Origin of the sequence: Mesorhizobium sp. ESP6-5, from assembly GCF_020164695.1 — a bacterium.
Lineage (GTDB): Bacteria > Pseudomonadota > Alphaproteobacteria > Rhizobiales > Rhizobiaceae > Mesorhizobium > Mesorhizobium australicum.
This window is the reverse complement of the sequence record NZ_JAIUGR010000009.1, coordinates 224,558-248,845: the sequence shown is the minus strand read 5'-3', so window position 1 is coordinate 248,845 and position 24,288 is coordinate 224,558. Positions and strand designations below refer to the sequence as shown.

24 protein-coding genes and 1 pseudogene are annotated in these 24,288 nt (G+C 61.1%); 15 read left to right on the top strand and 10 right to left on the bottom strand.

The genetic code is table 11. The annotated features are described in order from the left end of the window. The first annotated feature begins 89 nt into the window (after positions 1-89). The 10 genes from LB524_RS17240 (at position 90) to LB524_RS17195 (ending at position 9,211) form a co-directional block, all read left to right on the top strand. Entirely contained in the window at positions 90-869 is a 780-nt protein-coding gene (locus tag LB524_RS17240) for a polysaccharide deacetylase family protein (RefSeq protein WP_224528584.1), read from the top strand. Next, positions 866-1,759, top strand: coding sequence for a polysaccharide deacetylase family protein (locus tag LB524_RS17235; RefSeq protein ID WP_224528581.1), 894 nt, complete (start codon positions 866-868; stop codon positions 1,757-1,759). The genes LB524_RS17240 and LB524_RS17235 overlap by 4 nt, the downstream gene beginning before the upstream one ends. Beyond that, a complete protein-coding gene (locus tag LB524_RS17230; RefSeq protein WP_224528579.1) occupies positions 1,752-3,113 on the top strand; it encodes an MmgE/PrpD family protein in 1,362 nt (453 codons plus the stop codon). The genes LB524_RS17235 and LB524_RS17230 overlap by 8 nt, the downstream gene beginning before the upstream one ends. A 7-nt stretch (positions 3,114-3,120) precedes the next feature. Then, positions 3,121-4,509, top strand: a complete 1,389-nt coding sequence (argH, locus tag LB524_RS17225) for an argininosuccinate lyase (RefSeq protein ID WP_411909922.1) — start codon at positions 3,121-3,123, stop codon at positions 4,507-4,509. 59 nt (positions 4,510-4,568) lie between these two features. Beyond that, positions 4,569-5,474, top strand: coding sequence for a LysR substrate-binding domain-containing protein (locus LB524_RS17220; RefSeq protein WP_224528573.1), 906 nt, complete (start codon positions 4,569-4,571; stop codon positions 5,472-5,474). A gap of 725 nt (positions 5,475-6,199) precedes the next feature. Further along, positions 6,200-6,301 (top strand): hypothetical protein, encoded by a 102-nt coding sequence (locus LB524_RS17215; protein WP_015316558.1) that lies wholly within the window; start codon positions 6,200-6,202, stop codon positions 6,299-6,301. A 317-nt stretch (positions 6,302-6,618) separates the two neighbouring features. Then, positions 6,619-6,861: a hypothetical protein gene (locus LB524_RS17210; protein WP_181763093.1), complete on the top strand. Its 243-nt coding sequence runs from the start codon at positions 6,619-6,621 to the stop codon at positions 6,859-6,861. A gap of 342 nt (positions 6,862-7,203) precedes the next feature. Beyond that, on the top strand, positions 7,204-7,389 hold the full coding sequence (locus LB524_RS17205; RefSeq protein WP_140787307.1) for a DUF768 domain-containing protein: 186 nt from the start codon (positions 7,204-7,206) through the stop codon (positions 7,387-7,389). An 80-nt stretch (positions 7,390-7,469) separates the two neighbouring features. Then, on the top strand, positions 7,470-7,718 hold the full coding sequence (locus tag LB524_RS17200) for a hypothetical protein (protein ID WP_015316560.1): 249 nt from the start codon (positions 7,470-7,472) through the stop codon (positions 7,716-7,718). A gap of 773 nt (positions 7,719-8,491) precedes the next feature. Further along, positions 8,492-9,211: an SOS response-associated peptidase gene (locus LB524_RS17195; RefSeq protein ID WP_141906158.1), complete on the top strand. Its 720-nt coding sequence runs from the start codon at positions 8,492-8,494 to the stop codon at positions 9,209-9,211. Positions 9,212-9,455: 244 nt separating this feature from the next. Here the strand turns inward: LB524_RS17195 and LB524_RS17190 are convergent, their stop codons facing one another. From LB524_RS17190 to LB524_RS17175, 4 genes are all read right to left on the bottom strand, one after another. Further along, the gene (locus LB524_RS17190; protein ID WP_224528570.1) at positions 9,456-9,617 is read right to left on the bottom strand and encodes a hypothetical protein; all 162 of its coding nucleotides are present in this window, start codon (positions 9,615-9,617) and stop codon (positions 9,456-9,458) included. A gap of 57 nt (positions 9,618-9,674) precedes the next feature. After that, entirely contained in the window at positions 9,675-10,100 is a 426-nt protein-coding gene (locus LB524_RS17185; RefSeq protein ID WP_224528718.1) for a hypothetical protein, read from the bottom strand. A gap of 141 nt (positions 10,101-10,241) precedes the next feature. Then, complete coding sequence (locus tag LB524_RS17180; RefSeq protein ID WP_015316564.1) at positions 10,242-11,105, bottom strand: plasmid partitioning protein RepB C-terminal domain-containing protein; 864 nt, start codon at positions 11,103-11,105, stop codon at positions 10,242-10,244. Further along, positions 11,102-12,667 carry a recombinase family protein gene (locus tag LB524_RS17175; protein WP_224528567.1) on the bottom strand — a complete coding sequence of 522 codons (1,566 nt, stop codon included), beginning with the start codon at positions 12,665-12,667 and terminating at the stop codon, positions 11,102-11,104. Before LB524_RS17175 ends, LB524_RS17180 begins: the two co-directional genes overlap by 4 nt. Positions 12,668-13,236: 569 nt before the next feature. On the opposite strand from LB524_RS17175, the gene LB524_RS17170 reads away from it, so the two are divergent. Continuing rightward, entirely contained in the window at positions 13,237-13,650 is a 414-nt protein-coding gene (locus LB524_RS17170; protein ID WP_224528565.1) for a hypothetical protein, read from the top strand. Here the strand turns inward: LB524_RS17170 and LB524_RS17165 are convergent. Next, positions 13,622-14,573, bottom strand: a pseudogene (locus tag LB524_RS17165) (integrase). The gene LB524_RS17170 and the pseudogene LB524_RS17165 sit on opposite strands and share 29 nt — an antisense overlap. Positions 14,574-14,655: 82 nt before the next feature. On the opposite strand from LB524_RS17165, the gene LB524_RS17160 reads away from it, so the two are divergent. Both LB524_RS17160 and LB524_RS17155 read left to right on the top strand, forming a co-directional pair. After that, complete coding sequence (locus tag LB524_RS17160; protein ID WP_006339603.1) at positions 14,656-15,045, top strand: MbcA/ParS/Xre antitoxin family protein; 390 nt, start codon at positions 14,656-14,658, stop codon at positions 15,043-15,045. Further along, positions 15,042-15,560, top strand: a complete 519-nt coding sequence (locus LB524_RS17155; protein ID WP_224528559.1) for an RES family NAD+ phosphorylase — start codon at positions 15,042-15,044, stop codon at positions 15,558-15,560. Before LB524_RS17160 ends, LB524_RS17155 begins: the two co-directional genes overlap by 4 nt. 44 nt (positions 15,561-15,604) lie before the next feature. On the opposite strand, the gene LB524_RS17150 is transcribed toward LB524_RS17155, so the two are convergent. Continuing rightward, positions 15,605-16,729, bottom strand: a complete 1,125-nt coding sequence (locus tag LB524_RS17150) for a site-specific integrase (protein WP_411909918.1) — start codon at positions 16,727-16,729, stop codon at positions 15,605-15,607. 203 nt (positions 16,730-16,932) lie between these two features. Between LB524_RS17150 and LB524_RS17145 the strand changes: the two genes are divergently transcribed. Both LB524_RS17145 and scpB read left to right on the top strand, forming a co-directional pair. Then, on the top strand, positions 16,933-17,889 hold the full coding sequence (locus LB524_RS17145; RefSeq protein ID WP_224528700.1) for a DUF1403 family protein: 957 nt from the start codon (positions 16,933-16,935) through the stop codon (positions 17,887-17,889). Positions 17,890-17,891: 2 nt separating this feature from the next. Next, entirely contained in the window at positions 17,892-18,563 is a 672-nt protein-coding gene (scpB, locus tag LB524_RS17140) for an SMC-Scp complex subunit ScpB (RefSeq protein ID WP_224528554.1), read from the top strand. Between the two features lie 135 nt (positions 18,564-18,698). Here the strand turns inward: scpB and LB524_RS17135 are convergent, their stop codons facing one another. The 4 genes from LB524_RS17135 to LB524_RS17120 all read right to left on the bottom strand — a co-directional run bounded on the left by LB524_RS17135 (position 18,699) and on the right by LB524_RS17120 (position 24,224). Further along, complete coding sequence (locus LB524_RS17135; RefSeq protein ID WP_224528535.1) at positions 18,699-21,587, bottom strand: hypothetical protein; 2,889 nt, start codon at positions 21,585-21,587, stop codon at positions 18,699-18,701. A 502-nt stretch (positions 21,588-22,089) separates the two neighbouring features. Then, complete coding sequence (locus tag LB524_RS17130; protein ID WP_224528533.1) at positions 22,090-22,860, bottom strand: DUF1353 domain-containing protein; 771 nt, start codon at positions 22,858-22,860, stop codon at positions 22,090-22,092. Between the two features lie 62 nt (positions 22,861-22,922). Beyond that, positions 22,923-23,528 (bottom strand): BRCT domain-containing protein, encoded by a 606-nt coding sequence (locus LB524_RS17125; protein WP_224528531.1) that lies wholly within the window; start codon positions 23,526-23,528, stop codon positions 22,923-22,925. Positions 23,529-23,540: 12 nt separating this feature from the next. Further along, positions 23,541-24,224 carry a thermonuclease family protein gene (locus LB524_RS17120; RefSeq protein WP_224528529.1) on the bottom strand — a complete coding sequence of 228 codons (684 nt, stop codon included), beginning with the start codon at positions 24,222-24,224 and terminating at the stop codon, positions 23,541-23,543. Positions 24,225-24,288 lie beyond the last annotated feature (64 nt).

Here is a 24,288-nt window from a genome sequence, read left to right as displayed (position 1 = left end):
CGCCTCTTATCATCGGTTCGCTTTGGCCAGCCGGAAGACAATCCGCAGTCGGTCTCGCTTTCGACGTCGATGGGCCGACGGGAGACGCGATGCTCGACGGATCGCTGCTTTGCAACCCGCGCTATTTCACGCAGGGCGCCTATGGCCCATGGCGCGCGCTGCCGAGATTACTCGACCTGCTCGCGGCCTATGACCTCAGGGCCACCTTCTTTATCCCAACCTGGGTTGTGGAGCACTGGACCGACCGGTGCGAGCGCATCGTGGCCGGCGGGCACGAGGTTGGCTATCACGGTCACCGCCACGAGGTATTCATTGACCTCACGGCGGAGCAGCAACTGGACGTGATGGCGCGGTCGCGCCGGATTTTTCGCGACCGGCTCGGCGTGACCCCTATCGGGTTCAGAACACCATCGGGCGATTGGAGCCACGAAACGGTGGCGCTTCTCCAGGATTTCGGCGTCATCTACTCGAGTTCCATGCGCGGCGACGACCGCCCCTACTTCCATCCTTCCGATGAGGGTCCCGGGCTCGTTGAAGTCCCGGCGCGCTGGGACATCGACGACTACACCGCGCTTGCCTACACGGAGACGCCGGATTTCCCCATCGGGCTTGACCGGATTGCAGACTACCGCGTCGTGGAGCGCAACTGGTGCGCGGAGTTCGAAGGCTATCACCGCGAAGGGCTGTGCTGGACGACGATCCTGCATCCGAAGGTATGCGCCAAGCCAGGGCGTCTTTCCATTCTCGAAGGCCTGTTCAAGGTGATCGCCAGCAAAGGCGACAGCGTCTGGACGGCCCGTCTCGGCGACATCGCCCATTGGTGGATCGAACGCTGGTCCGAGGCCGACAATCGAAAGCCGACGCCATGACCACGCCACAGCCTACAATCTGGCCCAAGGGCAAAAACTGCGCCGTGATGATCGCGGTGCCGTTCGACGACGGAGCCGACGCGATAGCCGCCGCTCCCGATCTTGCCAACAGATCGAAGAGCCTGTCGGTCTGGCAATTCGGCGCGACCCGTGGCGTCGAACGGCTTTGCCGGACATTCGCCACATCGAGCGTCAAGGCAAGCTGGTTCCTGGACGCCCAAACGGCGGATCGCCATGGCGACCTGGTGCGTCGGATCGCCTATGCGGGGCACGAGATCGCAAGCAGCGGTCTTGCCTTCGATCGCTACGATGCGCTCACGCCTGCCCGGTTGCTCGACAGCCTCAAGCGCTCGAGAGACGCACTGGAAACGCTGGCGGGGAGGCACACAACCGGGTTTCGCCTGCCGCAGGGCAATTGGCCCCGAGGGTTCGACAGACTTCTGATGGAGGCGGGCTACAGTTGGTCGGCCAGCCTCAATGGCGACGACGTGCCCTACACTCATCCGTCCGGCCTTGTGGCAATTCCGGTTCACATCGAGCTGGAAGACCGGCCCTATTTCCAGTTCAATTTCGCGCCCGCCTTTCCGAAGGGGCAGGGCCGGATACCCGACTACGAAGGCGTCCTTCACAACTGGGTCGCCGAGTTCGACGCATATCGCCGCTTCGGCCTCTGCTACGTTATCCAGCTTCGACCGGAATGGAGCGGAACACCTGGGCGCATCTCGCTTGTCGAGGACCTGCTGCGTCACATCCTCAGCTTCGACGATGTGTGGCTGGCGACTGGCGCCGAGATAGCGGAGCGCCAGAAGGCGCTTGGCTCGACCGTTGCGAATGATCATCCGATCCAGGTCTTCGACGCCTACCGCAAGGAGCAGGGCGTCGATGACTGAAACCATTCTGACTGCACTTGCCGACAAACTCGCTGCCACGGACTTTTCGGACTTTCCTGAAAACACGGTGCGAAAAGCCAAGCTCCATATTCTGGATACGGTGGGCGTGTCGATCGCGGGCGCGACATCCCTCGAGACGAAGCTCGCGGTCGACGCACTTGAGTTGAAGGGCGACAAAGGCGAGGCGAGCGCCTGGGGACTGCCGCTCAAGACCGACGCCCGCACCGCCGCCTTCATCAACGGCGTGTCCGCGCATGCCTTCGAACTGGACGACTCCGGCGGCTGCGACCACTCCGGCGCCGTCGTCCTGCCGGCCGTCATCGCAGCACTCGAGACGACCGGACGGGCGGTGGACGGTCGCCTGTTCCTCAAATCGGTGCTGCTTGGGTATGAGGTGGGACGCCGCGTCCTGGAGGCCTGCGGCGGCTATGAAACCCACAACGGCAAAGGCTGGCATTCTACTGGCACCTGCGGGACCTTCGGCGCTGCGGCGGCCGTGGCGACACTGTTGGGGCTGGATCGAGACGGCATAGCCTCGGCGCTAGGCTGCGCGCTCTCCTATTCGGGCGGGACCTGGGCCTTCATCCATGATGGCGGCCCTGCCAAGAAGCTTCACGCCGGCCGTGCCGCGGAGGGCGGCTACGTTTCGGCCCGGCTCGCTCGGTCCGGTTTTCGCGGGCCAATTTCGGCTTTCGACGATGTTTGGGGCGGATTTTTCCGAACCTTCGGTGACGGGCGGGCGGCGCCGGAAGAGCTCAGTCGCGATTTCGGCCAGAACTGGCGGCTCAACCGCTGCTCAATCAAGCCGCACGCGACGTGCCGCGGCACGCATTCAGCCATCGACGCCATCGATTTGATGCTCGGGGACAACGGGCTGGCGAGTTCGGATGTCGCTTCGGTCTCCGTCGAGATGAGCGGCTTCCAGTTCGGCATGTGCGGCCACAAGACTGTAACCTCGCGAGCGCAGGTGCAGATGAGCCTGCCTTATGCGGTCGCGGCGCGGCTGCATTACGGCAAGGTCTCGTTGGCCGAGCTCGAGGAGAAAGCCTGGCGTGATCCAGCGATCGGCAAATGGCTGGACCGTGTGACGGTTCGCGTCGACCAGGCGATGCGCGATGAGGAAGAGCCGTCCGTGCATATCCGTACCCCTGATGGGAGCGCGTTCTCGGCCAAGGTGGAAGATCCGCTCGGCGGACCGCTCAATCCGCTGAGCGATGAACGCATCATTGCCAAATACACCGACCTTGCCGGCGCAGTGCTGCCGGAAACTCGCATCGCCGCGCTCCGCGATGAGATCCTCGGCATCGATGCCGTCGCCGATGTCCGCCCTTTCACCAACCTGCTCCAACCGTGAGATGACAATGTCCGCACTTTCGAACGCAACATGGTCGCCCCTCTTCAAGGAGGCAGTCTCGACCGACTTTCGCGACTTTCACGAATGCCTCGACCAGGACAAGCGCATCGCCATCTATGACGTCGCCGCCTCCAAGGTTCATGCCCGGATGCTAATGCGCGCAGGCGTCCTGACGCCCACGGACCACGATGCCATCCAGGTCGGTCTCGACACGATCGCTGGGGAAATCGGATCCGGTGCTTTTGCGTGGAGGAAGGAGCTCGAGGACGTCCACATGAACGTCGAAAGCCGCCTGACGGCGCTGGTCGGCGACGCCGGCAAGAAGCTTCACACCGCCCGCTCGCGCAATGACCAGGTCGCGACGGATATTCGCCTTTATGCACGAGCCGAACTCGCAGCGCTCGGCCTTGAGTTGCAGGCGCTTATCCTCGCCTTCGTCGATCTCGCGGAACCCCATGCGGCTACGATCATGCCGGGCTTCACCCACCTTCAGATCGCGCAACCGGTTACGTTCGGCCATCACTTGATGGCTTATGCGGAGATGTTCAGCCGCGATCTCGAGCGCATTGGCCAGGCGCGCGAGCGCCTCAATGTGTCACCGCTGGGCGCCGCGGCGCTCGCGGGAACAAGCTATCCCATTGATCCTGATTTCAGCGCGCAGGAACTCGGTTTTTCGCGCGCCTTCCGCAATTCGCTCGACGCGGTGTCCGATCGCGATTACGTGGTCGATATCTGCTCGGCCGGGGCAGTCATCATGGGCCACCTGTCGCGCTTTGCCGAGGAGGTCATCCTGTGGTGTACGCCAATGGTCGATTTCATTGAGCTCGGCGATCAGTTCTGCACCGGCTCGTCGATCATGCCGCAGAAGCGCAATCCTGATCTTGCCGAGCTTGTCCGTGGCAAGGCCGCGCGTGTTATCGGCAACCTGACGACGTCGGTGGCCCTGATGAAATCTCAGCCTCTCGCCTTCAACAAGGACCAGCAGGAATCCAAGCCGCCGCTGACCGATACGTTGGAGAATGTGCGTGGCGCGGTTACCGTCACGACGCAGATGCTGCCGACGATTAAGGTCAAGGCCGCCAACATGCGCGCGGCTGCGGAAAAAGGCTATTCGACGGCGACAGACCTCGCAGATTATCTCGTGCGCGCCGGCATGCCCTTCCGGGATGCCCACCATGCGGTGGCCGCGATCGTGGGCGCGGCACGAGACCAGGGTTACGCTACACTTTCCGCGATGCCGCTTGCTGCCATGCAGGCTTTTGCTCCCATTATCTCGGAGGACGTGGTGGATGCCCTGACGACGGAAGGCTCCGTTGCCAGCCGCAACCATCGCGGGGGCACCGCACCCGTGCAGGTTCGCCGCGCCGCGGCCGAACTGCGGGTCATGCTCGGGTAATTAGGCGAGCTATTTACCTCCGCGAGAACGCCTGTTTAATGACGGGTCCATCGCGGAGAATGGTTTTGAAACTGGCGTTCCAACAGAATCGGTTGCCGCCGCTGCAGACATTGCAGACCTTTTCCGTCGTCGCGGAAACCGGAAGCTTCACGCTGGCTGCCTCCGAGCTCAATCTCAGCCAGAGCGCCATCAGCCGCCAAATACAGCAGCTCGAGCATTACTTCGGCTGCAGCCTGTTCCAGCGCCACACGCGCAAAGTGGTGCTGACGGAGCAAGGAGAGGCGATCGTTCCCATCGTCAACGGATTGCTTATCTCGCTGCGCAACTCCTTTGAGGCAACACGGACCAGGGGGCGGTCGCTCACGGTGCGCATGCCGCCGACCTTCGCCCGGCGCTGGCTTCTGCCTCGACTGACGGACCTTCATGGTCGCCATCCGGATCTGAACATCACGATCGACACTGCCTGGTTCGCCCGCCCGACCTTCGGGACCGGCGACATCGACCTGCTGGTCCTCTATGGCAACGGCCATTGGCCGGGCATGCATGTCGAATTGCTTTTGCCCGAAAAACTGACCCCGATGTGCTCGCCCTCGTTTGCCACCTCGCTTGGCAACCCAGCGCGGATCGAAAGCCTGGCCGACTGCGTGCTGCTGCACTCCAATGCGCGACAGAGCGACTGGACGCTGTGGCTGCAGGCCGAGGGCGCCTATGAGCTGACGGCGGTGCGCAACCAGATATTCGACACCCAGGATTTCGCGATGACGGCAGCGGCAAGCGGTTATGGCGTCACGATGGGCGACATGCATCTTGCACGACAGGATCTGGAAAGTGGCACGCTTGTCACCCCCTTTCGGCGCATCATCGAAAGCGGCTATGGCTACTACGCGATCTGCCCGGCGCGAGAGGACGCCAAAGCACGCGTGTCCGACCTGCTAAACTGGTTGGTAAGGGAGCGGCCAACGTAAAATCCCTGCAGCATCGGTGCGGCACTGCCGGCCCCGCTCTTGTCCGCGGCGTTGATGAGATCGTCGACCGCGCGCGTCGAGGCGCCCCCGGTACCGAACATGGGACGGGAGCGACCCACCGGCGTCACCTATGTCTATGCGCCGGACCGAACGGCGGAGCGACCGGTCGCTCATCTGGGCCGGAACCCTGCAGGTCGACGGAGATGGTGGCTGTGTCGCCATCTATGACGGACGCGACCCCAGCGATCCGAATCCGGCTTTAGGCCGATCAAGTTCGATAGATTGACATCGGGCATATCACCGCCGCGCTGCATGACGAACTGCGCGGTCAGTGCGGCGACTGCGGCAACCGTCCAGAGGACCAGCCGTTTCGGCGCGCCTGCCAGCAGACGCGCCCGCCGCCGCTGTGCGCCTTGCCGCTTGCGCCATTGTTTGGATTGATTGTCGTAGCGAGATCGATCCATAGCAGTCCCCTACGCCGACCACCCTGGCCAAGTGCTGTCGATCATGGGCTCCCATTGCAATAGAAGTCGTCGACGAACCGGCCGGTGGCCTTGTCCCGGCACCGCCACATTAGCGCATAGTTCTGTTCATAGAATTGATCCCAGGCCACGCCGTAGGCCGTGCGAGGTGGGCGGTAATATCCCCCGCCGTAGCCGTTGTTGGCCGCAACAGCAACGGCCGCGCTATTTCGCCGCCGAGGGTAAAGCGAGGGGAACACCCACATGAAGAAAACCTATTATAAGCCTGTTCTCACCAAGCGTGAACGTCTCTCGGCAGTCACGGCGATCGGCCCCGGCCCTTCCGTGCCGGTGCTAAAAGAATAGATCAGCTTGCCCCGAACAGGGCATGCTTGCTGTTGACAGACAGCACGGACGCAAGGCACTTTCCCTCCCGAGGGTAAAGCGAGGAGCACCACTGTGAAGAAGACATACGAAAAGCCAGAACTGAAAAAACGCGAGCGCCTGGGCAGCATCGCAGCCCAGGTGGTCATCGTATCTGGCCTGAGCAAGACGTGATCTGCGCGATGAAAACTTACGAGAAGCCCGTTCTGACCAAGCGCGAACGACTTTCGTTTGTAACGGCTGGCCCCGGTCCATCGGTACCGCCGCCACCGCCACCGGTCCCCTGAGATCAGCCGAATGTGTTCAAGACCCGCTGGCTCACGCCGGCGGGTTTTTCTCATTCCGCTTTGGAAATTCGATCGCCTTCGCCTCAGGCTCCGGCTCCAGCGGTTCATGACCAGGCCGTTCATGCCGAAGACTTGCCGCAGATCGCGTTGATCGACCCGCTGACCGCAGTGCGGGCAGTTGTAGAAGTGAAGATGCTCTTCAATATGCTGCCCTCCATGCAGTTTGCCGGGAACCGGAGGGCCAAGGTCAGATAGCTTTGTCATGCGGGTGGCAACATCCGGCCATGTCAAACGTTCCGGAACTATTTTAGCGCAAGCTGATTGAATCGCGGTTGCGGAACAATCGCGGCGAGATCGGGTGCCGCAGTATCGGGTTGAGGTCATGGCCGCCGGATCGGCTATGTCATCGAGCATAGTCACAGCACAGTTGCCTTTCAAAGCGGCGGAGGCACAGGTTGGGATGCCTGTCACGTTCCGGCGCCAGGAAGAAAACTGGCTACGTGTCACGGAGTTGAAGGGCGAGAAGCGGACCTTCGCTTACATTGTTCGGATGAGGGCCACATGAGCACACGCGGCACCAATTTCCTCGACCGGTGAATGGCAGAGCATCTGCCGAATGCGATCACGGACGATCCGATCGCGGCGAGCGACCTCGCCAATGAGGCGATGCGAGCGGCCGAGCGCGACGGCATCGACCCGGCGGAGATCACCGACGAAGTCGGCAGCGCCTTCGAAGTCATTCTGGAGGCGATGCAGCACCGCGATGCCAGCTTGGCCGATTGACGATAGGGCTTGCCAACTATTCAAAGAAGGGGAATATAATCCTCCCTGTTGCGGCGAACCCCCTAAAACGGAGTTTGCCAATGGCTAGGTCCAAACCATCAAAACAGCTTTCCCAGGCTGAAATCGAGCGCTTTCTCATGGCGGCGGAAGCGCTGCACAAAAGCATCATAAAGCCGTTTATATCGCCACACTGCGACCACTACCGCGCGACGCGCACCCTGCATGATGCGCTGTTGAAGTCCGTGCGGGAAGTGACGGGGAAGGAAGTCGAGTTCATCCAGTGGAATACCACCGGGCCTGTGCGGCCTGCGCCTTCCTCAAGCGATTGATGTGGACGGCCCAGTTGCCGGGGGTGTGCTTGGCCTGGGGCCGGCAACCGAGGAGATCACCCCTAAGCCGATGAAGCGCTAACGGGCTCGGCGCAGTCGGCGACACAGCCTGTGATAGATTGGCGAGCTATGAAGGTCTCGGGCTGCGTGCGTGAATAGCAGGACGACAAAAAGAACCACCACTGCGGATGCGAACCCGGTAACGAGAGCCATCCGCGCAAACGTCGCTGACGTCGGGATGTTCCTTACGAATCAGTAAGTCGTTGATCCGTGCAAAGGCGGCTAACCATCGGGCCGGCTGCGAACGGCACATTTGCAGCCCGGTGGGCCTCCACCACCGAAACTAAAGGCCCGCTGCCCGCTCACCAGTAGGCAGAGGGTTTTACTAGCCGCCACTGTATGTCCCGCCGCCACCTCGCTTTCAGCCTCACACCAGCGCCGCGCGCGACCATCTCGCCTTTGTCAAGCAATTGATGTGGGCGGCCCGGCTGCCGGGGGTATACTTAGGGCTTTGGGGGCCGTCAGCCGGGCCATGCCGGCGATCCCCCACCGGCAGAAAGGGATCATGGCTTAGTATTAGCATGAGTGCAAATACGAGCGGATCAACCCGCTACGGCGTGACCTATAGCGATTCCTAGGCCGATTGCGAAGCGAACCGATCGGCCGACGCGTCTTTGCCGTCATGGCGGAGGCTGTCAGCAATCGGGAGGGTGGCGCGATCGAATAGCCGTCCCGAAGTAGACTCTTGCTTTTCGGATACTTATCTCTGGTGCATGTGCGGACGCGTTTTCGTAAAGACCACAATCCCCGACATGGTTCGTCGGTTCGAATTCGCCCACCCTGGCGAGGTCGAACGGCTGGGCAACAGCTTCCCGCTGTGGAACGGTGCGCCAAGCCTGACCTATCCGATCATCATTCGTGAAGAGCTCTCGACCAGCATGGCCGGATTCGTCTCGGCGCGCTGGGGACTGGTCCCCGGTTGGGCTCGGGATGGTGGCGGGCGGCCGCCACCTGTCAACGCCCGCTGCGAGACCGTCGCCAGCAATGGCTTGTTCCGCAAGGCTTACAATGCGCGCCGCTGCCTGGTGCCCGTCGACGGCTATTTCGAATGGCAGAAGCTGGACGCGTCGGGGAAGAAAAAGCAGCCCTACGCCATCGCGATGAAGTCTGATGAGCCCTTCGCCATGGCGGGCATCTGGGAAGAGTATGCCGACAAGGTCACCGGCGAGCTGGTGCGGACCTTTGCCATTGCCACCTGCGAACCGAATTCGCTTATGGCGACCATCCACGACCGCATGCCGGTGATCCTGGCGCCGGCCGACTACATGCGCTGGCTTGGGCCGGAGCAAGACCCTCGCGACCTGATGAAGCCTTTTCCGTCCGATCTGATGAAGATGTGGCCGATCGACAGCAAGGTGGGTTCGCCGCGCAACAACACCCCCGATATCATCGACGAGATCGGTCGCGGGCCTACTGATCTGTTCGACGTATAGTTTCCGGACTTTGTAGGCCGCTGCCACGACACATAGGGCATCTGATCGTAGACCCTTTGCACCCGGCTCGGTGCACTCCGCGCGGGCAACAAGTGCCGTTTGAGCTCAGCCACTTCGCGCATTGAAAAACCTTGCCGGCGCCGAGACATTGCCGACACCCGAACTTCCTGAATCCTGCCAAGCACCACCTGCCCGCCTACCCTGAGACGGCAAGAACGTCAGCGGCATAGAATAGTTTCACCGGCTAATCGAGGTTCAAGATTTTCCCCTTCGTCAGGTGCGTCTCGATCTTGCTGAGCGCCTGCCGAATGACTTCGACCGCCTGTTGGTTGATGGCGAAATCGAAATTGCCTTCCGCCGTCTCGAAAATCAGGACGCCGATCTTCGTTTCGTCATCACCCAGCATGCCAATGCCAATTCCTGTGGGCATATACGGTGGTCTATCTACCATGGGTTTCCTCCTTCAGAGATAGCGTTCGCCATCATCCCGGTGCTCGAAGCAGAACCAATGCGGCTCTTGGCGATGCCGAGCAAAGCCGAACCCTCCGTGCTTCGCGCAACCCGTGTGCTCGCACAGGTGCCCTAGCACTCTGGCGCGCTCGCGCGACACGGGCGTTATGGCGTCGGGAAGCCTGATTGGTTCGTCGCTCATCTGCGCAAAGATTCCATAAGGCCGCTGGACGGGCAAGGAATTTGTTCCTTTTCTGTTCTCGTGGCGCACGACCCGATCGACACGCTGGGGAAGGCGACCCGGCACAATATGCTTGTGAAGGTGGAATGCAGTTGCGGCAACGTCCGCTACTGCAGATCGGCCGATCTCATGATGGTCTATGGCGGCGGCGTTGATCCTTTGAAGCTGAAATTCGACTGCAACCGGTGAATCGATCAAGATCACGCTCCACAAGCTCGCTGCCATCGGAGTAGCTGCCCAGATCGAATGGGCGAAGGGTGTCTCGAAACCGCCTTCCCAATTTGTGTCAATTGTGAACGTCAATACGTAGCGGGCTGCATCTTGCCCGAAGGCGCCAGCTCAAAAGACGAAATGCGTGCGCCTAAGCCCGGTTTTTACCGGTTGGCTCGTCAAACCTTCCCCACCTGCTGGAATGTCCAGTATCGATTGGAACCTCCCGAGCTGCTCCGGGAAATCCCGCGCAAGGTGTCTGACCACCCGTGCATTTTCCATCAGACGGTCGAGATAGAGCCTTGCCGCCATCAACTCCAGGGCCCAGGTGCCACGAAGGCTTGCGCAGTACAGAAATTCTTCGTTCAGCAAATCAAACTCAGTTTCCATGGCGGCCAGCTGATCGGCTGTCACCCCGACAAACTTCTTTCTCGGCACGGAGGGATCCGCCAACTGCGACGCCGGAGTGAGCGTTGAGAGGAGTTGCGCATAGTGGAAGCCCATCCTCTTCAGGGCGATCATGAGCCTTGCCGCATTGAACTGCCTTTCCGGAACCATCTTGCGCAAGGACGCGAAGACCTGCGGAGGCACATTCCAATCCTGCAAAAGATCGAGAGCCTCGGGAGAAACTCCATTGACCAACGGCCTTGGCGCTGAACTGTCCGCGAGCAGGTTCAAAGTAGGCCCTTCGGTTAGGGCCTTCGGCACAGAGGCCAGGCTTTCGGCCGATAGCAGGCGACGGAACGATTCCTGCTTAATCGGATGTCGAAACACCTCTGTGATCGTCTCCAACAGATGCCGAGAGATACTCGCTTCGGCGATCATGTCCCGCGTTCTTTGGCATTCAGCCTGATAGGTTTTGCACAGCCATGGACCGGTGAACCATCTGTTGGGCTCGTGCATCTTTTCCAAAAGCGCTGCGTGTCTTGTGCGGTTATTTTGCAAAATGTGGTCGGCGGCTTCCAAGCCTAAAACTACGCGGCGCACCTTCATGCGGCGTTCCCTACGAATGCTCGCTCAGCCAGCGCAACGAGCGGATCTAGTGATCGGAAAAGAAACGCATCCAGCTTCATTCCATTGTTGACATGGAAATCTCCTTTGAACCCCACGATTTCATGCATCGGAGCGATCAGGTAATCGCGAATGATCAGATTGCCCGGCTGCATGCGGATCAAGACGAAAATATCCGCCATGGCCTCTCGCACCGCCCTCGAAGACCAGCGGGGATATGCACAATGCGAAACGCGACACCTGGCGATTGCGAGCGCTACGGTCAACTCGCCATTGATGCGGATGATCTCCGTTTCAGGAGCCTGGGAAGCTCGGCCGCCTGCCTTGTCGACCGCGACGAGCAGGTCTTCCATAACGCGATGGCGGATAGCCGTGAGGCGCCTGTCAATCTCGATGAAATGAAACTTTCTGGGCGGCAGGCAACCGATCAGCTTGTATGCACCGAGCAGGCCCCCGAAATGCGCGCTGTAGCGATAGGCCGAAGGGCATCCGGGCGCTGCGTTAATGATGTCGGATGACAGTTTCCCATGCCGTTTGTAGAGTTTTCGTAGGGCTGACAGCATCTCGTCATCGCTCATGTGAAGGTAGAGCGCTTTTAACATCTGCTGTGCTTTGTCGAATAGTTCGCGACTGATGATAGGTTCAAAGGCGTTGTCCGCCCTGACCCATTGATCCGGAGGATTGTACACAGCCTTGGTTTTGAGCTTGGTGCAGCGTCTATTCCAAACGTTGTTGCCGATATATTTCTCATTGGTCAGGACACGGCGCACGCCATAGGCCTTCCAAGGCCTGCCGAAGTCGTTCAGGATCCCCCGGGCATTCAGGTATTTCGCGATTTGAGGTTCGTTCTTGCGTGACCTGACGAAAAGGCGAAAGATCAATCGAACAGTAGCTATCTCTTCCGGTGGCCCCGGTACGATGATCACCCGGTCTGTCTGGAAGTTCTTGTGTTCGTAGCGGGCGAGGATGAGTTTGGGCTGTCCGAACTGGTCAACCATCAGACGCCTTAGTCCGAGCCCCTGCATGCCGCCTACGTGGAAGCCCATGCGGGCCATCCTCACCTGGCCCAAAAAGACCCTCTGTGACAACATCCGGCTGTACTCTGCAGCCATGCTGCGCTTTATGGCCTTGAGTACATCGGATCCGACGGTGCCATCATTCGCGAATTGCTCGGCGCAAAACTCGATCCGTACACCCGCCATCTGACATCGATATTCGTAGGAAGCGCTTTCATCGACGCTTTGGAACCGGCCCCATCTGCTCACGTCGTAGACGACGACCGTCTCGTAGTCGGCGAGTCCGTGTTCAATGTCGAATAGCAGCTTCTTGAGGCCGGGTCGGCCTTGTATGTGCAACCCGCTACGGCCGGGATCTTCATAGGTGGCGACGATGTCGTACGCCATGACCTCGGCATAACTTCGGATTGCATCCTTCTGATTCTCAAGGGAATAAGTCTGGTGCTCGGTGGACATTCGTACATATTGAGCCGCGCGAACCCTTCTCCTCTCCTTAGGAGGTTCGCGGGCCGCAGCAACCTTGTCCATCGCCTTGCACCATTGGGACGATTGTCAATCCTAGCGCTCAGCGCATAGCAATTCCAGTCCAGTTTAATCGAATCGTCCGTCCGGCTGGCTTCGCGCTTTGAAAACCATGGCTTTCAACTCATGGGAAACCCTGACTCACTTCGTGAGAGCCCGTCCCCCGTTCGGCCGCAACTACACTTGACCGCCGTATCGGGGAAGTAGCCAGACAGCGTGCGCTGATAGCGTTCCAGAACGAAACTGACACCGGAATACGTGCCTCAAACGCGACTAGCCCTTGGACGGACAGGCGGTTGTCCGCGGACAACTGAAGTGTGGCAGACAAGGCCCGACGCGGGTTAGGGAGGCGGACGCGTTTGCTTGGTCATGCAAGATCTCAACAGGGAGGGGCGAAGAACGCGTGCTGGTCGGCCTGACTCGACGTCTCATCGCTGACGGGTAGACGGAGGACGAGTCCACTGATTTCGCCTGCAAGCAGCTACTGCCATCTGATTATCTGGGAACTGGCTTCGGTTTCAGAAGTTCGCCCTTGAGGCGAGATTGACTTCATCGTTGCCGGAGCGCTGACAACGATGCCCGTTCGAACCCGTGTGGTGGAAGGCAGGACGGTGCGTCTTGAAACCATTCCGGAAATTATCGCCAAGAAGGTCTATTACCGCGGATCGCAAGCCAACCCGCGCGACATCTTCGGTATCGCCGCTGCAGGCCGGTCGCAATTGGGCGAGAACCTCAACGCCCCACGCGCGCTTCCCGAACAGGTCGTTCGCACCAAAGAGCGAATGGAAAAGCCCAACCCGGAATTCGTTAGTCGCGCCATTGCGCAACTGATGATAATGCCTGGCTACGAAGCGTCGGCCGCCGACAGTCTGGTCGCAGCGATTGCTTTGCTCGACGACGTGTTGTCATCACCTCAAGCACTTGACCGCCTCACGGCAGCGAACAATCGAGAGCGGTCTTTCAGAGCCCGGATGCCTTGGTGCGGTTAATCCGAACGATCGCGACGCCGCTGGTACTTGCGGGTCATCTCGGCGCTGGCGTGGCTAGCTGCGTTTGCACATGGCGTTCATCAATCTCGGCCGAGGACGCGAGGCCTGCGCGCAGCCGATGGCCAGAAAACGCTTTTGGCCGCGCTCGGAAAGATCCCGCGCGCACCGGCGGCAAGGCCGCGCGTTTGACCGGCCGCCCCACCTGCTGAGCGTTCAGTTGCTCGGCGCCATTGTTTTGCCATGACCGGTGACGCGCCGGAAGAGGGGGCCATGCGCAATACGGGCCAGCTTCAGCCAAGCCTACAGGGCGACAACAGGGCAGGCGGCGTCGGACGAGCCACGACCAATTTCGACCTCGCGCCAGCCGGTCTTGCCTCGCAACGTAACCAGCACGCCCTTGCACGGGCAAACGTCGATCTAGCCGCGCCCATCCTCGCGCAACATCAAGGCCGACGATTCCGGAGCGGCGCAGCCACCAGCGGAGCCCAAACACAGCATGGCGCGGTCGCGCAGAGCGCGCAGCATGCTGCCGTCGAGCGTTTCCAGAGCGAGAAGATCCTCGCGCAGGATGGCTTGCCTTGACGGGCGGGGAGGCGTGTTTGTTACGGATGCCGACGAGCACGGTGGCGCTGCCCCGTCGTTCCGGTCGAGCAGTTGACCGCGTTGTGTATAGTCCAGGTCAGCGACGACACAGCCGGGGTTGATGGTCGGCACCGACTTTTTGTCCCTGGCCGATCCCGAGGCTTGGCCGTGATGTCGAGGCCGACGATCTGTGGGTCTGGCGGCAGCGGATCAAACGACTGACGCCGACAGCAGGCACGAAACTCCTTCCAGTCGGCGGCTTCGGCGCGACGTCGAACTTGCTGCCTCGACCGCGCACGTCGGCTTGATCCGCGCGCGCTAGGCGTTGCAACAGCTTGAATTGGTTCAGTCCTTGAAAGTTGTCGAGAACTGCCATATCTTTTGCACAGGAAATATGACTCTCGATATGGTATGGTGAATGTCGTGGCCCATGCACTCAAGATACCCGAGCAGAACGGACCTCTCATCTTGTCCTATATGGACCGGAACGGGAAGATTGCGATCGAGCAGGTCGCGGACGGTTTTGGCATGTCCAAAGGCCAGTTAGCCCAGACCGCCGGTCTTGCGCGCGAGACCCTTTATCGATCAGAGCGTAGCGCCACGGTAAAGACCCAGGGGCGTCTACGGGAAATGCTCGAGATCATCAGCCGCGTGACGGATTGGGCGGGCGGCAAGGAGCAGGCGATGGCTTGGTACCGGGCTCAGCCGCTTCCAGCGTTTGGGGGACGCACCGCTGAGGCGCTGGTGAAGGACGGCAAGGCAGCAGCGGTCCGTGATTATCTCGATCACATGGCCGTTGGCGGGTTTGCGTGAAGTTCGTCAGAACCTGCTACCGCGCACACGATCCACGTTGGGCATTCAAGCCGACTTCCGGCGAAGGAGCGGCGAGCCGAGGCGCCCGATTCAATCCCAAAGGCGTGCCGGCACTCTATCTGGCACTGACCATCATGACTGCGATCAAGGAAGCCAACCAGGGCTTCGCACAGCGTATCGATCCGTGCGTGCTTTGCTCCTATGAGATCGATTGTGACGACATTGCCGATCTGACAACGCAAGAGGGGAGGGAAGAGTTTTCTGTGACGCTCGAAGAGATGGCCTGCGCCTGGGCAACGGCTCTCAGCGACGGAGAGCGCCCGGCGTCCTGGTCCATTTACGACCGGTTGCGCCCTCGAAATATTGCCGGCATTGTGGTCCCAAGTTTCGCGCCGGGCGCAGAGATTGAGGATCGCAACCTCGTCCTTTGGAACTGGGGTCCGGATCTGCCGCACAAGGTAACCGTATTCGACCCGAGCGGCCGGCTGCCGAAGGACCAGCTGTCCTGGCGATAACGCAGTCTAGGCATCCGAAGGGCAGGGGCGGAGCTTTTCGCCGCCTACAGCCCTGATGCCGTGGTGAGATTGACGCGGAACCGATCGCGACGGCGCTGGTATTTGCGGGTCATTTCTGCGGAGGCGTGTCCTAGTTGCTTTTGCACATAGCGCTCATCAACCTCGGCCAAGGAAGCAAGGCCAGCGCGCAACGAGTGGCCCGAGAATTTTGTCGCGCGATCACCTTCGGACAGGTCGCCGCGGACACCAGCGGCCAGAGCGGTGCGCTTGACCAGTCGCGCCACTTCCTGGTCGTTGAGCCGCTCGGCGCCGACCGTCTTGCCTTGGCCGGTGACGCGCCGGAAGAGGGGACCATGGGCGATCCGCGCCAGCTTCAGCCAGGTCTGCAGGGCGACAACCGGGCAAGTGGCATCGGACGAGCCGCGGCCGATTTCGACCTCACGCCAGCCGGTCTTGCCGCGCAGCGTGACCAGGACGCCTTTGCCAGGGAAGAACTCGATCCAGCCACGACTATCTTCGGTCTGATCGCGGCCGACGTCGAGACCGACGATTTCGGAGCGGCGCAGGCCGCCGGCGAAACCCAGAAGCAGCATGGCGCGGTCGCGCAAGCCGCGTAAGCCGGCCCGGTCCAGCGTCTCGAGCATGGCAATGAGATCTTCGGGAAGAATGGCCTCCTTCTGCACAGGTGGCTTGGCGTGGCTGTTGCGAATGCCGGCCAGAACGGTGGCGATATGCCGGTCCTTTCTGTCCAGCGGCTGGCCACGCTGCGAAAAATTCCAGGTCAGCGACGACAGACGTCGCTCGATCGTCGAGACGGCGTTCGGCTTCTTGTCGCCCGTTACCTTCCCGGACGCGCAGGCCGTGATGTAAAGGCCGACGACCTGCGGATCGGGCGGCAACATATCGAGATGCTGGCGGCGCGCCCAGGCGCAAAAGTGCTTCCAGTCTGCGGCGTAGGCGCGGCGAGTGTTGGCCGAGCTCGCCGCCTCGACGTAATCGCGGGCGCGCTCGGCGAGCCCTTCCAGATGAGCCGGAAGGCCAACAATTGGCTGCGCGGCCGGTGCCGTGTTCTCCCCCGAAAAGTCGTCTGACGGCTGTCCCATGGCGAAAACGACATCGATGATATCGGGGAGATCGTCGGTGACCGCCTCTGCTGGCGAATGATCCATGACTGCAGCCGTGCTGTGGGACGGTCCGGAGCCTCGCTCGGCGTGATTCTTGGGCTTCTGCTCGACGAAAACGGCCATTTCTCATGTAGAGAGCAAAACGAATGATAAGGCAACATTATCATTCGTTTTGTATCCACGACAGGCTGTGCGTTTTGATGGGGAAGAGATGGCATAAAGCGCACAGCCGCTTTACCCTCCAAATGATGATTCGCCTCGACCCCGCGACCGCCAGCCCCGCCGCGCCGCCGCCCGTTCCAGCCTGGGCGCTCGCAAGCGCCGGCGCGCCGAGCGACTGTGACGCCGCCTTCCAGGCCGGCGCCGCCCTGGCTTCGCTCGACGTGCTTGCTCGGGCGCAGCCTGGCTGGTCCGGCGCCTGGCGCCAGCGGCTGGCGCTCAACTGCGCCGCCGTCAGCATGCGGCTCGCCGGTCGCGCCGAGGATGCGGCCGCCCTGCGCGACGCCTGGCACTTGCGCCCGGCCGGCGCCGACCCCGGTCCCGCCGGCGCCATTTTTGGCGCCTGGCGCCAGCTGGCGCTGCAGCCGCCCGCCGCCGGCGTCGAACGGCTGGCGAAGGTGGTCGAGTTGCTCGGGCTCGCTTGGGGCAAAGAGGCTCTCGCCGACCTCTGCACGGAGATCGAAAATCTGGCGGAGGCGCAGCGGCCGGCGCCGTTCGCCGCCGCGGCGATCGCCGCACACGTTATCGCCATGCGACCGGATGCCGAGCTTTTTGCCTGGTGGCTCGCCGACCTGGTGTTGGCGCAAAGCCTGCGCTGGCCGCGACCGCTGCCGCTGTTGATGAAGCAGGTTTTTGGCACAGCCTTCCGCGCTGTGGCCGGCGGCGGCAAGCGCATCCGACCGGGGGAAAAAGGTTTTGAGCGGGCGGTCTGCGTGGCGCTGGTTCAAGCGGCGGCCGAGGCCTGCCGGCTGGCCGGCGAGCTGTCGCGCCGCGCCGAGAAACTTGTGACGGTCGCGCCAAAACTGCGCGCGAAAGGCGCCGGCGACGTGATTTTTTTGCTCCTGAATGAAGATGCCGTCGCCGGATCGCAGACGACGAAAAACCTTTCGCGTTTTGCGTCGCGGCGCCTGTTCGAGCGGCTGCAACAGCTCGATGCCGTGCGTGAGCTGTCCGGCCGTCCCTCTTTCCGGCTGTTTGGGCTCTAGCGATGAGCGAAGCCTCCCGCCGCAAGCTAAGCGATCAGCCGGCGCTGCTCGACACCGAGCTCGATCACCTGCCGCCAGAACTGCGCTGGCGCGAATGGATGGGCCGCGTCGAAGCGGTGATCTTTGCCGCCAGCGAGCCGGTGACACGTAGTGTCCTCGCGCGGGTGGTGGGAAGAAACTGCAATATCGAGCTGATCATCGACGACATCCGCGCCGAGCTTGCCGGCCGTCCCTACGAGCTGGTGTCGGTCGCCGGCGGCTGGCAGCACCGGACCAAAAAGGGTTTTGGCGACATCATCCACGCCGCATTCGGGACAACCGCGGGGCAGGGGACAAAAGAACTGTCGCAGGCGGAGGCACTCGTGCTGATGTGCATTGCCTATTTCCAGCCGATCACGCGCGGCGAGCTGTCTTCCTTTTTCGGCAAGGAGGTGTCGCGCGACCTGATTGGCGTGCTGCGCGCGCAGGATCTGATCGCCTCGGGGCCGCGCAGCCCGCAGCCGGGCGCGCCCTACACCTATGTGACGACCAAGAACTTTCTCTCGCAGTTCGGGGTCGACACGCTGCGCCAGCTGCCGGATTTCGAGGCGCTCGAGGACGCAGGACTGCTGTCGAAGGAAAAGCTGCTGGCGGGCGACATCATGCCCGAGTTTTCCGATCGGGATGAGGGATAGGTTAGGCAAGAAGGGCGGTGAGGACCTTCTGAACGTGTTTGGCCTTGGTACTTGTTGGAGCGCGCTTTCGAGGAGCCATCCTCGACGTGCGGAGTGAGATTTGCGGATACCGGCTTGTTGTCTCGTCGCCGTCGGTCAATTGGCGAGCCAAAGGCTCTTGAGCTCGTGACCAACGGCCCACTGGGTAGGAGTGTTGGTTTCATTGCATTTGGACTCATACGGGTCGCGAACCATCTGGAACTCGTTGTCGACGACGGCGCCGAACAGAAAGCACTCGTCTTGGTACTGACCGCGCTCCGCGCTCGCCATCTTCACCGTCGCCTTGACGACGATGCCGTCCAGATTGCGACCCTTCCAATTGACGGTGCCGTAGTCCTCCACCTCGGATATCACGTCAGTGGCCTTCCAGTCGTCTTGCGAAAGGCCTGCGTTCCACTTTGCGAAATCTGGGAACAGGGTCTCCACATTAATCCCAGAGGAGGTGTTGGCCTTATCTGCCGTACCCAGGACGGTCCTCTTCAGGCTATCCGAGAAGAGGTTCAGCAGGGCTGTCGCTGCCGGCCCGTTCTTCTGGCGCAAATCCGCCTGTCGGGCTGACTTGGAATTCTTCTCGTCCGCCTCGTGCTGGGCGGCGATCTTCTTCGCCTCGTCGGCGGCTACGCGCTTTGCCTCCGCGGCTTTGATTGTTTCCTTATTGGCGGCATCCAGTTTGGCCGCGGCACTGGCGGCTTCGCTTTGGTCGAGCCACACCGGGGCGAAGGCAAACTGTACGCCGTCGCGCGCCAGCGCTTCAGAGGTGCCTTTCAGGTTGGCGGCCGACGCGTAGAGCGCCCGGCACTGTTCGTGCCGTACGTCCTCGTAGGCTTTGTCGATCGACGGATACCTCACGATGCTTCCCGACATGCCTGCGAAATCGGCTATCTTGCTGATGGTTGCCTCGTGCACGGCTGCATTGCCATCGGCGACGGCGCAGATCCGGTCCAACGACTTCATCAGCAGAATGCCGCCATATCCCTCGCGGGTTCCCGACGAGACCTCCTGGGCGATCTTCAAAGCCAGCGCCTGGTCCGAATCCATGCGGGCCTTGATATCCTCGAAGTGGATGGGCTCGAACACGCGGATAGTCTTGGCCTCCATCGCTTCGAGATAGGCCGCCTGCAGCGTTGGCGGGGCTTCCAGGAAGGTCTTCCGCTGGACGAGGAAGATATCGGCGCTTTCAAGATCGTTCGCCCCGCAGTCCGACTTGACGTTTGTCGCCTTGCCGCCCATCGGGTCGATGGCCTCGAGCAGGGCCTTGTCCAAGGCAGGCGTCCTCTGTGGGCCGAGCAGGCAGATCCAAGCCTGGTTCTTCGTCAGGGAGAATTGGCCGGATATCGTGCGCAGCAGTGAAGGGGCCTTCGGACCCGCGTTGTAGAGGACCACCACTTCTTCCAGCGCGCCGCGGAGGAGCGCCTTGTTCAAGTCGGTGACCGCATAAGTCGCGGTGTTGCTCTCTATGTTGGCAATGTTTCCTGACTGGCTGGAAGCAGGCGTGCTTGCATCCAGTTCCTCCGCCAGCGCCTGGCGGGCGATCATCATCCGCACGCCTTCTCTCGCGTCGGTCAGCGAGTCCAGGTCGTTAGTGTCGGAAACATCGTCGAGCGCCTTAACTTCCTGCACGACCTCTGGAAGCTTGGTCGACGTCAGATGGCTGCTCATCCAGCGTTTGAGCGCCTGGCGGTCGGCCTGGAGCTCCGCGAAGATTTCAGCCCTCTGCTTTTCGATCGCCTGGGCACGCTCCTTGTCCCGCGATGCCGAAAACTCGGAGTACCCGGGCACCGCCAGCAGCAGGTTGCTCAGCTTGAGCGCTGAATTGTTCAGCGCATCGGTGGATGCGGTCTGGACCTGGGCATTTAACGCGGCGGCCTGTCCAGCGATCTCGACGAGGTTCGAGGTCTGAGGGTTCAACTTCACAAAGGTTTCGGCATCGGAAAGAAGCGTCGTTGCGGCGCCTCTCGCCGCCTTTAGCTTGCGGGCCTCTGCCTTGTCATAGGAGGCTTTGTCGGCAAAGCCGTTCTGCTTCGCATCGCGGTACGCGGCGGGATCGGAAAACCCAGACGCGCGGTAAGCGGCCAACTCCACTGTAGTCTTCATGCCAAGTTGGACGGCCGCACGATATTCATTGGCAGCCGTGAAGCCGCCTGTCTGCGCCCGCTGGTATTCGTCGCTGGTGCGGAAGCCGCCCGACATTGCCGCATCGTAGTCGCGTTGGGTGATGAAACCCATGCTCTTCGCCTGGGCGAATGCGCTTGCAGATGTGAAGCCGCCGGACCTTGCGTCGTTGTAGCTCTGCGCGTCCGTAAAGCCGAGATCCCGGGCGGCGTTTCGCTCCTGGTCGCTGTGGAAGCCATCGCCTGCGTTACGCTCGATCTCCGCGAGGCTGTACTCTGTCAGCAATTCGCCCGGCTCCAGGTCGAAGCGGGCAAGGTAGGCCCTGAAGGCCTTCACCGTCGTGGGCCCGATCAACCCTTCGACAGGGCCGGAATATATGCCAAGCCTGGACATGGCCGCTTGGATTCTTTGGACGACTCTCAGATAGGTCGGCTGCGTTATGAAGTCGAACGAGGCTCCCCTTTGGTAGGACATCCAGACCAGCCCATCCAACCCGTCTCCGCGAGAGAGAAACGAATCCTGTGGGATGATGCGCAACTCCTTGAGAGCCGCGAGGTTCGACTTCGCCTTATCCTGGTACAGCGTGCCGGCCACGACAGCAAAAACTCCGTTTCTGCTGTGGACGACCAGAGTCGGCCCCAGTGTCGGCGCATAGGATTGCGCAAGTGAGATGGCCTCTCCTTCGCTGGGCCGGCTCGATACAACGAGCCAAAATGCATTCGACTGCGGAGGCCTGAAAGCCATCGGCCGCGACATTTGCTGGCCGTTCTGAATGATCTGGACAAACTCGGAAAGCGATGATGCCCAGCTCATAGCTGGCAAAGCAACAGCTGCCAACAACGCAGCGACGCCCACACTGCACACGCGACGCATGGTAAACCCCTACACAACCCCGAGGACCATATTCACGAATCCTATGGGCTAGGCAAGAAGGCGGCAGGGCTTTGCGGTTTTATGCTTACCGGGCAATAGCAAATGACGAGAGCGAAACACTGCTCCGTGCGGCGATCCGTTTTACAGGAAGCATTCCAACGTCCGCGGGATCACCGCTCTAGCTTGCTCCACCGGACTGTTGGTCATCGATCCGGAAAAGGCACAGCCAAAATTCTATAAGATCGCCGACATGCAGAGTGGGCCTGTGGATTAACCGACTTATCGGTTAATCCAAACGGGGTCGTTGCTGGCGCCTGCTCGAAACAAATGGCATCACCAACAACCGGGTCGTGCCTCTTTTGGGTCGTTTATGGCGTCTGCTGAAAGCGGACTTGTCCGATAAGGGCCGCCATTCGCGCTAGTCCATGACCATCACCCATGACGGCCGTTCGACGGTCGGTCGCCGCACGCCGGCCCGCCACGGGCTTGCTCGACGCGCAGGTCAGAAGGACACGCGTGCTATGATCTTCGCGGGCCTCACTGCTCGGACCGCCGGTGCGACGGTTTCTGGTACTTGGAAGGTCCTCAGATTTTGAGCTTTGGATGTCGAGCCCGGTATTGCCGCCTCTGCTGAAGCAATATCTTTCGCGCTGACCTGCAACGATTTACAGGCTCCCTTCTCGTCCCAAAGGTTCTTGGCGATTGCGCTTCCCACGGCTGCAGTGATGGCGCTGGGTGCAACATCGTTTGGCGCGACCTGGCGCGCCGCGATCAACGCCTTGATTGCCTCGCCGAGGATCGCTGCGGAGTCCTCGAACTCGACGCCACGGACTTGGTCGAACCTCTTCTCGGTGCTGCCGTCGACGATGCAGTGATGCGCGATGAAGATCCAGTCATGGATCATGTAGGCCGGAGCGTAGCCCCAAGGTGAGAGCCCCTTAAAGGCTTGCGCGATTTTCGGGATTGAGCCGCCGTCCGTGTACATGAGGCCCGGCTTGATCTTACTACCTGGAGCCGTCGGATCGGCCCGATGGAAGATTAAGGGGTCTTGAGGGTCGGGTACGAACAGGAAATTCCCGTCGCCGGAACTGTTGCCTTCACCGACCCACATGACGAACAAGCTGCCGGATATCTGACCGGTGGTGAGCTTCCGGTAGTCTATGGAGCTGCACCCAGCTGCCGTTGCAACTGCAAGCGCGATCACGCTCGTAATGAAGCGACATGCAAATTGCCGAGACAGGCGGATCTGATCGCTGAACGCATTGTGTCGCATCGTTCCACCTCGGTCGAATAGGGTGCTGATAGTATGAGACGCTGCCAAACGAACGGACGAAGTCAGAGAAAACCGACCCAATGGCTCTCGGCAACAATCGAGATTGGCAACCCTTCGTCGCGCCAGGCGGTCGCTTTGAAAATCTTGTCGCCAAACGATGAGTGCTTCCAAGACTCCGTAGCATAGGCTCCGATCACGAGCACATCGGTCTTTTGCGTCAAGCTGCCGGCGCGGCCGCCACGATCCGCTATGGCCTGCTCGCAGTATTTCCTCTGGCCATAGTTGAACGTCCCGGTGAAACAGTACGACCGACCTCCAAAGGTCAAATGCGGAGGCGGATTGCAAAGGGGCAGGGTGGTGGGCTTCAACACTTCCCCGAGTTCGAAATCTCGGTTTGAGAAGCTGTTCAACGTATCGAGAAGTTCGGTGTGTTCATCGGCATCGAGCACGCCGTCCGCAAGGATTTCATTGACCCGTCGGTACAAGGTCCGGACGATCGGCTGATCGCTAATCTCGACATTGGCGGCCAGCCACTTTTGAAGGAACTCGACTTCCGCCTTGTTGATACTTCCGTCTGCAGCGAGGCCGCGCGCTAACCCAATCAACTCGTCTATCTGCCGCGAAGAAATACGATCGCCGCCGACGCGGTTGTAGAACTTGTCATCCATGAACCCCTCTCCCTAGCAGAGCGTCTCGCACGCTACCCCGTCACCATCCCTATCCAGCTTGCGGCCCCACGCACAGTTGTGCAGGTACCATTGGGCGTCTTCGCAGGAGCTGATTTGCGAGCAGTATCGCCGGGGCTCGCACGAAAAGCCGCCGCTTTGCGCGACCAGCTTGCGACTGATGATGCCGAGAGGCTGGCTCGACGGTCCTGCGGCGTCGCCATGCGATGCGCGCCAGTCCCACGGCGCGTCGAATTTGCCAACCCATAGACCAAGCCTCGCCGCCTTGGCCCTGGCCTGCTGCGGCGAGTAGGCGCCATTGCTGTAGCGAGGCCAATCGAGCGCCTGGCCATGCTCTACCATCCACGCCGCCACGCTGGCGCCGTCGGCGCCCCGGCAGTCGCCGACGAACCGGTGATAGCGATCCCAAGTCACAAAGATGCATGCCAACGGCCTAGAGGCCGCGAGGAAGCTATCCAGCGCTTCGGCGGATCGCCGACCGCATGGATACTCGAAGCCCTTGGCGTCGTCGCAATATTGCTTGCTCTCTGGCGCATCGATCCCGTTGAACCGAATGCGCTGCCCGCGGATCTCAATCGTGTCACCGTCAATGACGGACGCCACGCCGGTCATGGGGGCGGGCTTTGGCTCGATCCAGCTCGAAGGGGTCAGGTCGGGCAAGCGGTCACTGTGCATCATGACCGTCTGAGCGGCTAAGGCAACGACTGCAGCAGCGGTGACGAAAATCCACCGTCGCGGGACA

Bases quoted from the DNA above. Each gene is read 5' to 3' on its own strand.
- LB524_RS17235 (WP_224528581.1), top strand. From the start codon at position 866: ATGACCACGCCACAGCCTACAATCTGGCCCAAGGGCAAAAACTGCGCC.
- scpB (WP_224528554.1), top strand. From the start codon at position 17,892: ATGAGCGAAGCCTCCCGCCGCAAGCTAAGCGATCAGCCGGCGCTGCTC.
- LB524_RS17205 (WP_140787307.1), top strand. From the start codon at position 7,204: ATGGCAGAGCATCTGCCGAATGCGATCACGGACGATCCGATCGCGGCG.
- LB524_RS17195 (WP_141906158.1), top strand. From the start codon at position 8,492: ATGTGCGGACGCGTTTTCGTAAAGACCACAATCCCCGACATGGTTCGT.
- LB524_RS17220 (WP_224528573.1), top strand. From the start codon at position 4,569: ATGGTTTTGAAACTGGCGTTCCAACAGAATCGGTTGCCGCCGCTGCAG.
- LB524_RS17230 (WP_224528579.1), top strand. From the start codon at position 1,752: ATGACTGAAACCATTCTGACTGCACTTGCCGACAAACTCGCTGCCACG.
- LB524_RS17125 (WP_224528531.1), bottom strand. From the start codon at position 23,528: ATGGATGACAAGTTCTACAACCGCGTCGGCGGCGATCGTATTTCTTCG.
- LB524_RS17215 (WP_015316558.1), top strand. From the start codon at position 6,200: ATGAAGAAAACCTATTATAAGCCTGTTCTCACCAAGCGTGAACGTCTC.
- LB524_RS17150 (WP_411909918.1), bottom strand. From the start codon at position 16,729: ATGGATCATTCGCCAGCAGAGGCGGTCACCGACGATCTCCCCGATATC.
- LB524_RS17200 (WP_015316560.1), top strand. From the start codon at position 7,470: ATGGCTAGGTCCAAACCATCAAAACAGCTTTCCCAGGCTGAAATCGAG.
- LB524_RS17240 (WP_224528584.1), top strand. From the start codon at position 90: ATGCTCGACGGATCGCTGCTTTGCAACCCGCGCTATTTCACGCAGGGC.
- LB524_RS17135 (WP_224528535.1), bottom strand. From the start codon at position 21,587: ATGCGTCGCGTGTGCAGTGTGGGCGTCGCTGCGTTGTTGGCAGCTGTT.
- LB524_RS17175 (WP_224528567.1), bottom strand. From the start codon at position 12,667: ATGGACAAGGTTGCTGCGGCCCGCGAACCTCCTAAGGAGAGGAGAAGG.
- LB524_RS17120 (WP_224528529.1), bottom strand. From the start codon at position 24,224: ATGATGCACAGTGACCGCTTGCCCGACCTGACCCCTTCGAGCTGGATC.
- LB524_RS17190 (WP_224528570.1), bottom strand. From the start codon at position 9,617: ATGCTGGGTGATGACGAAACGAAGATCGGCGTCCTGATTTTCGAGACG.
- LB524_RS17180 (WP_015316564.1), bottom strand. From the start codon at position 11,105: ATGAAGGTGCGCCGCGTAGTTTTAGGCTTGGAAGCCGCCGACCACATT.
- LB524_RS17170 (WP_224528565.1), top strand. From the start codon at position 13,237: ATGCCCGTTCGAACCCGTGTGGTGGAAGGCAGGACGGTGCGTCTTGAA.
- argH (WP_411909922.1), top strand. From the start codon at position 3,121: ATGTCCGCACTTTCGAACGCAACATGGTCGCCCCTCTTCAAGGAGGCA.
- LB524_RS17130 (WP_224528533.1), bottom strand. From the start codon at position 22,860: ATGCGACACAATGCGTTCAGCGATCAGATCCGCCTGTCTCGGCAATTT.
- LB524_RS17145 (WP_224528700.1), top strand. From the start codon at position 16,933: ATGATTCGCCTCGACCCCGCGACCGCCAGCCCCGCCGCGCCGCCGCCC.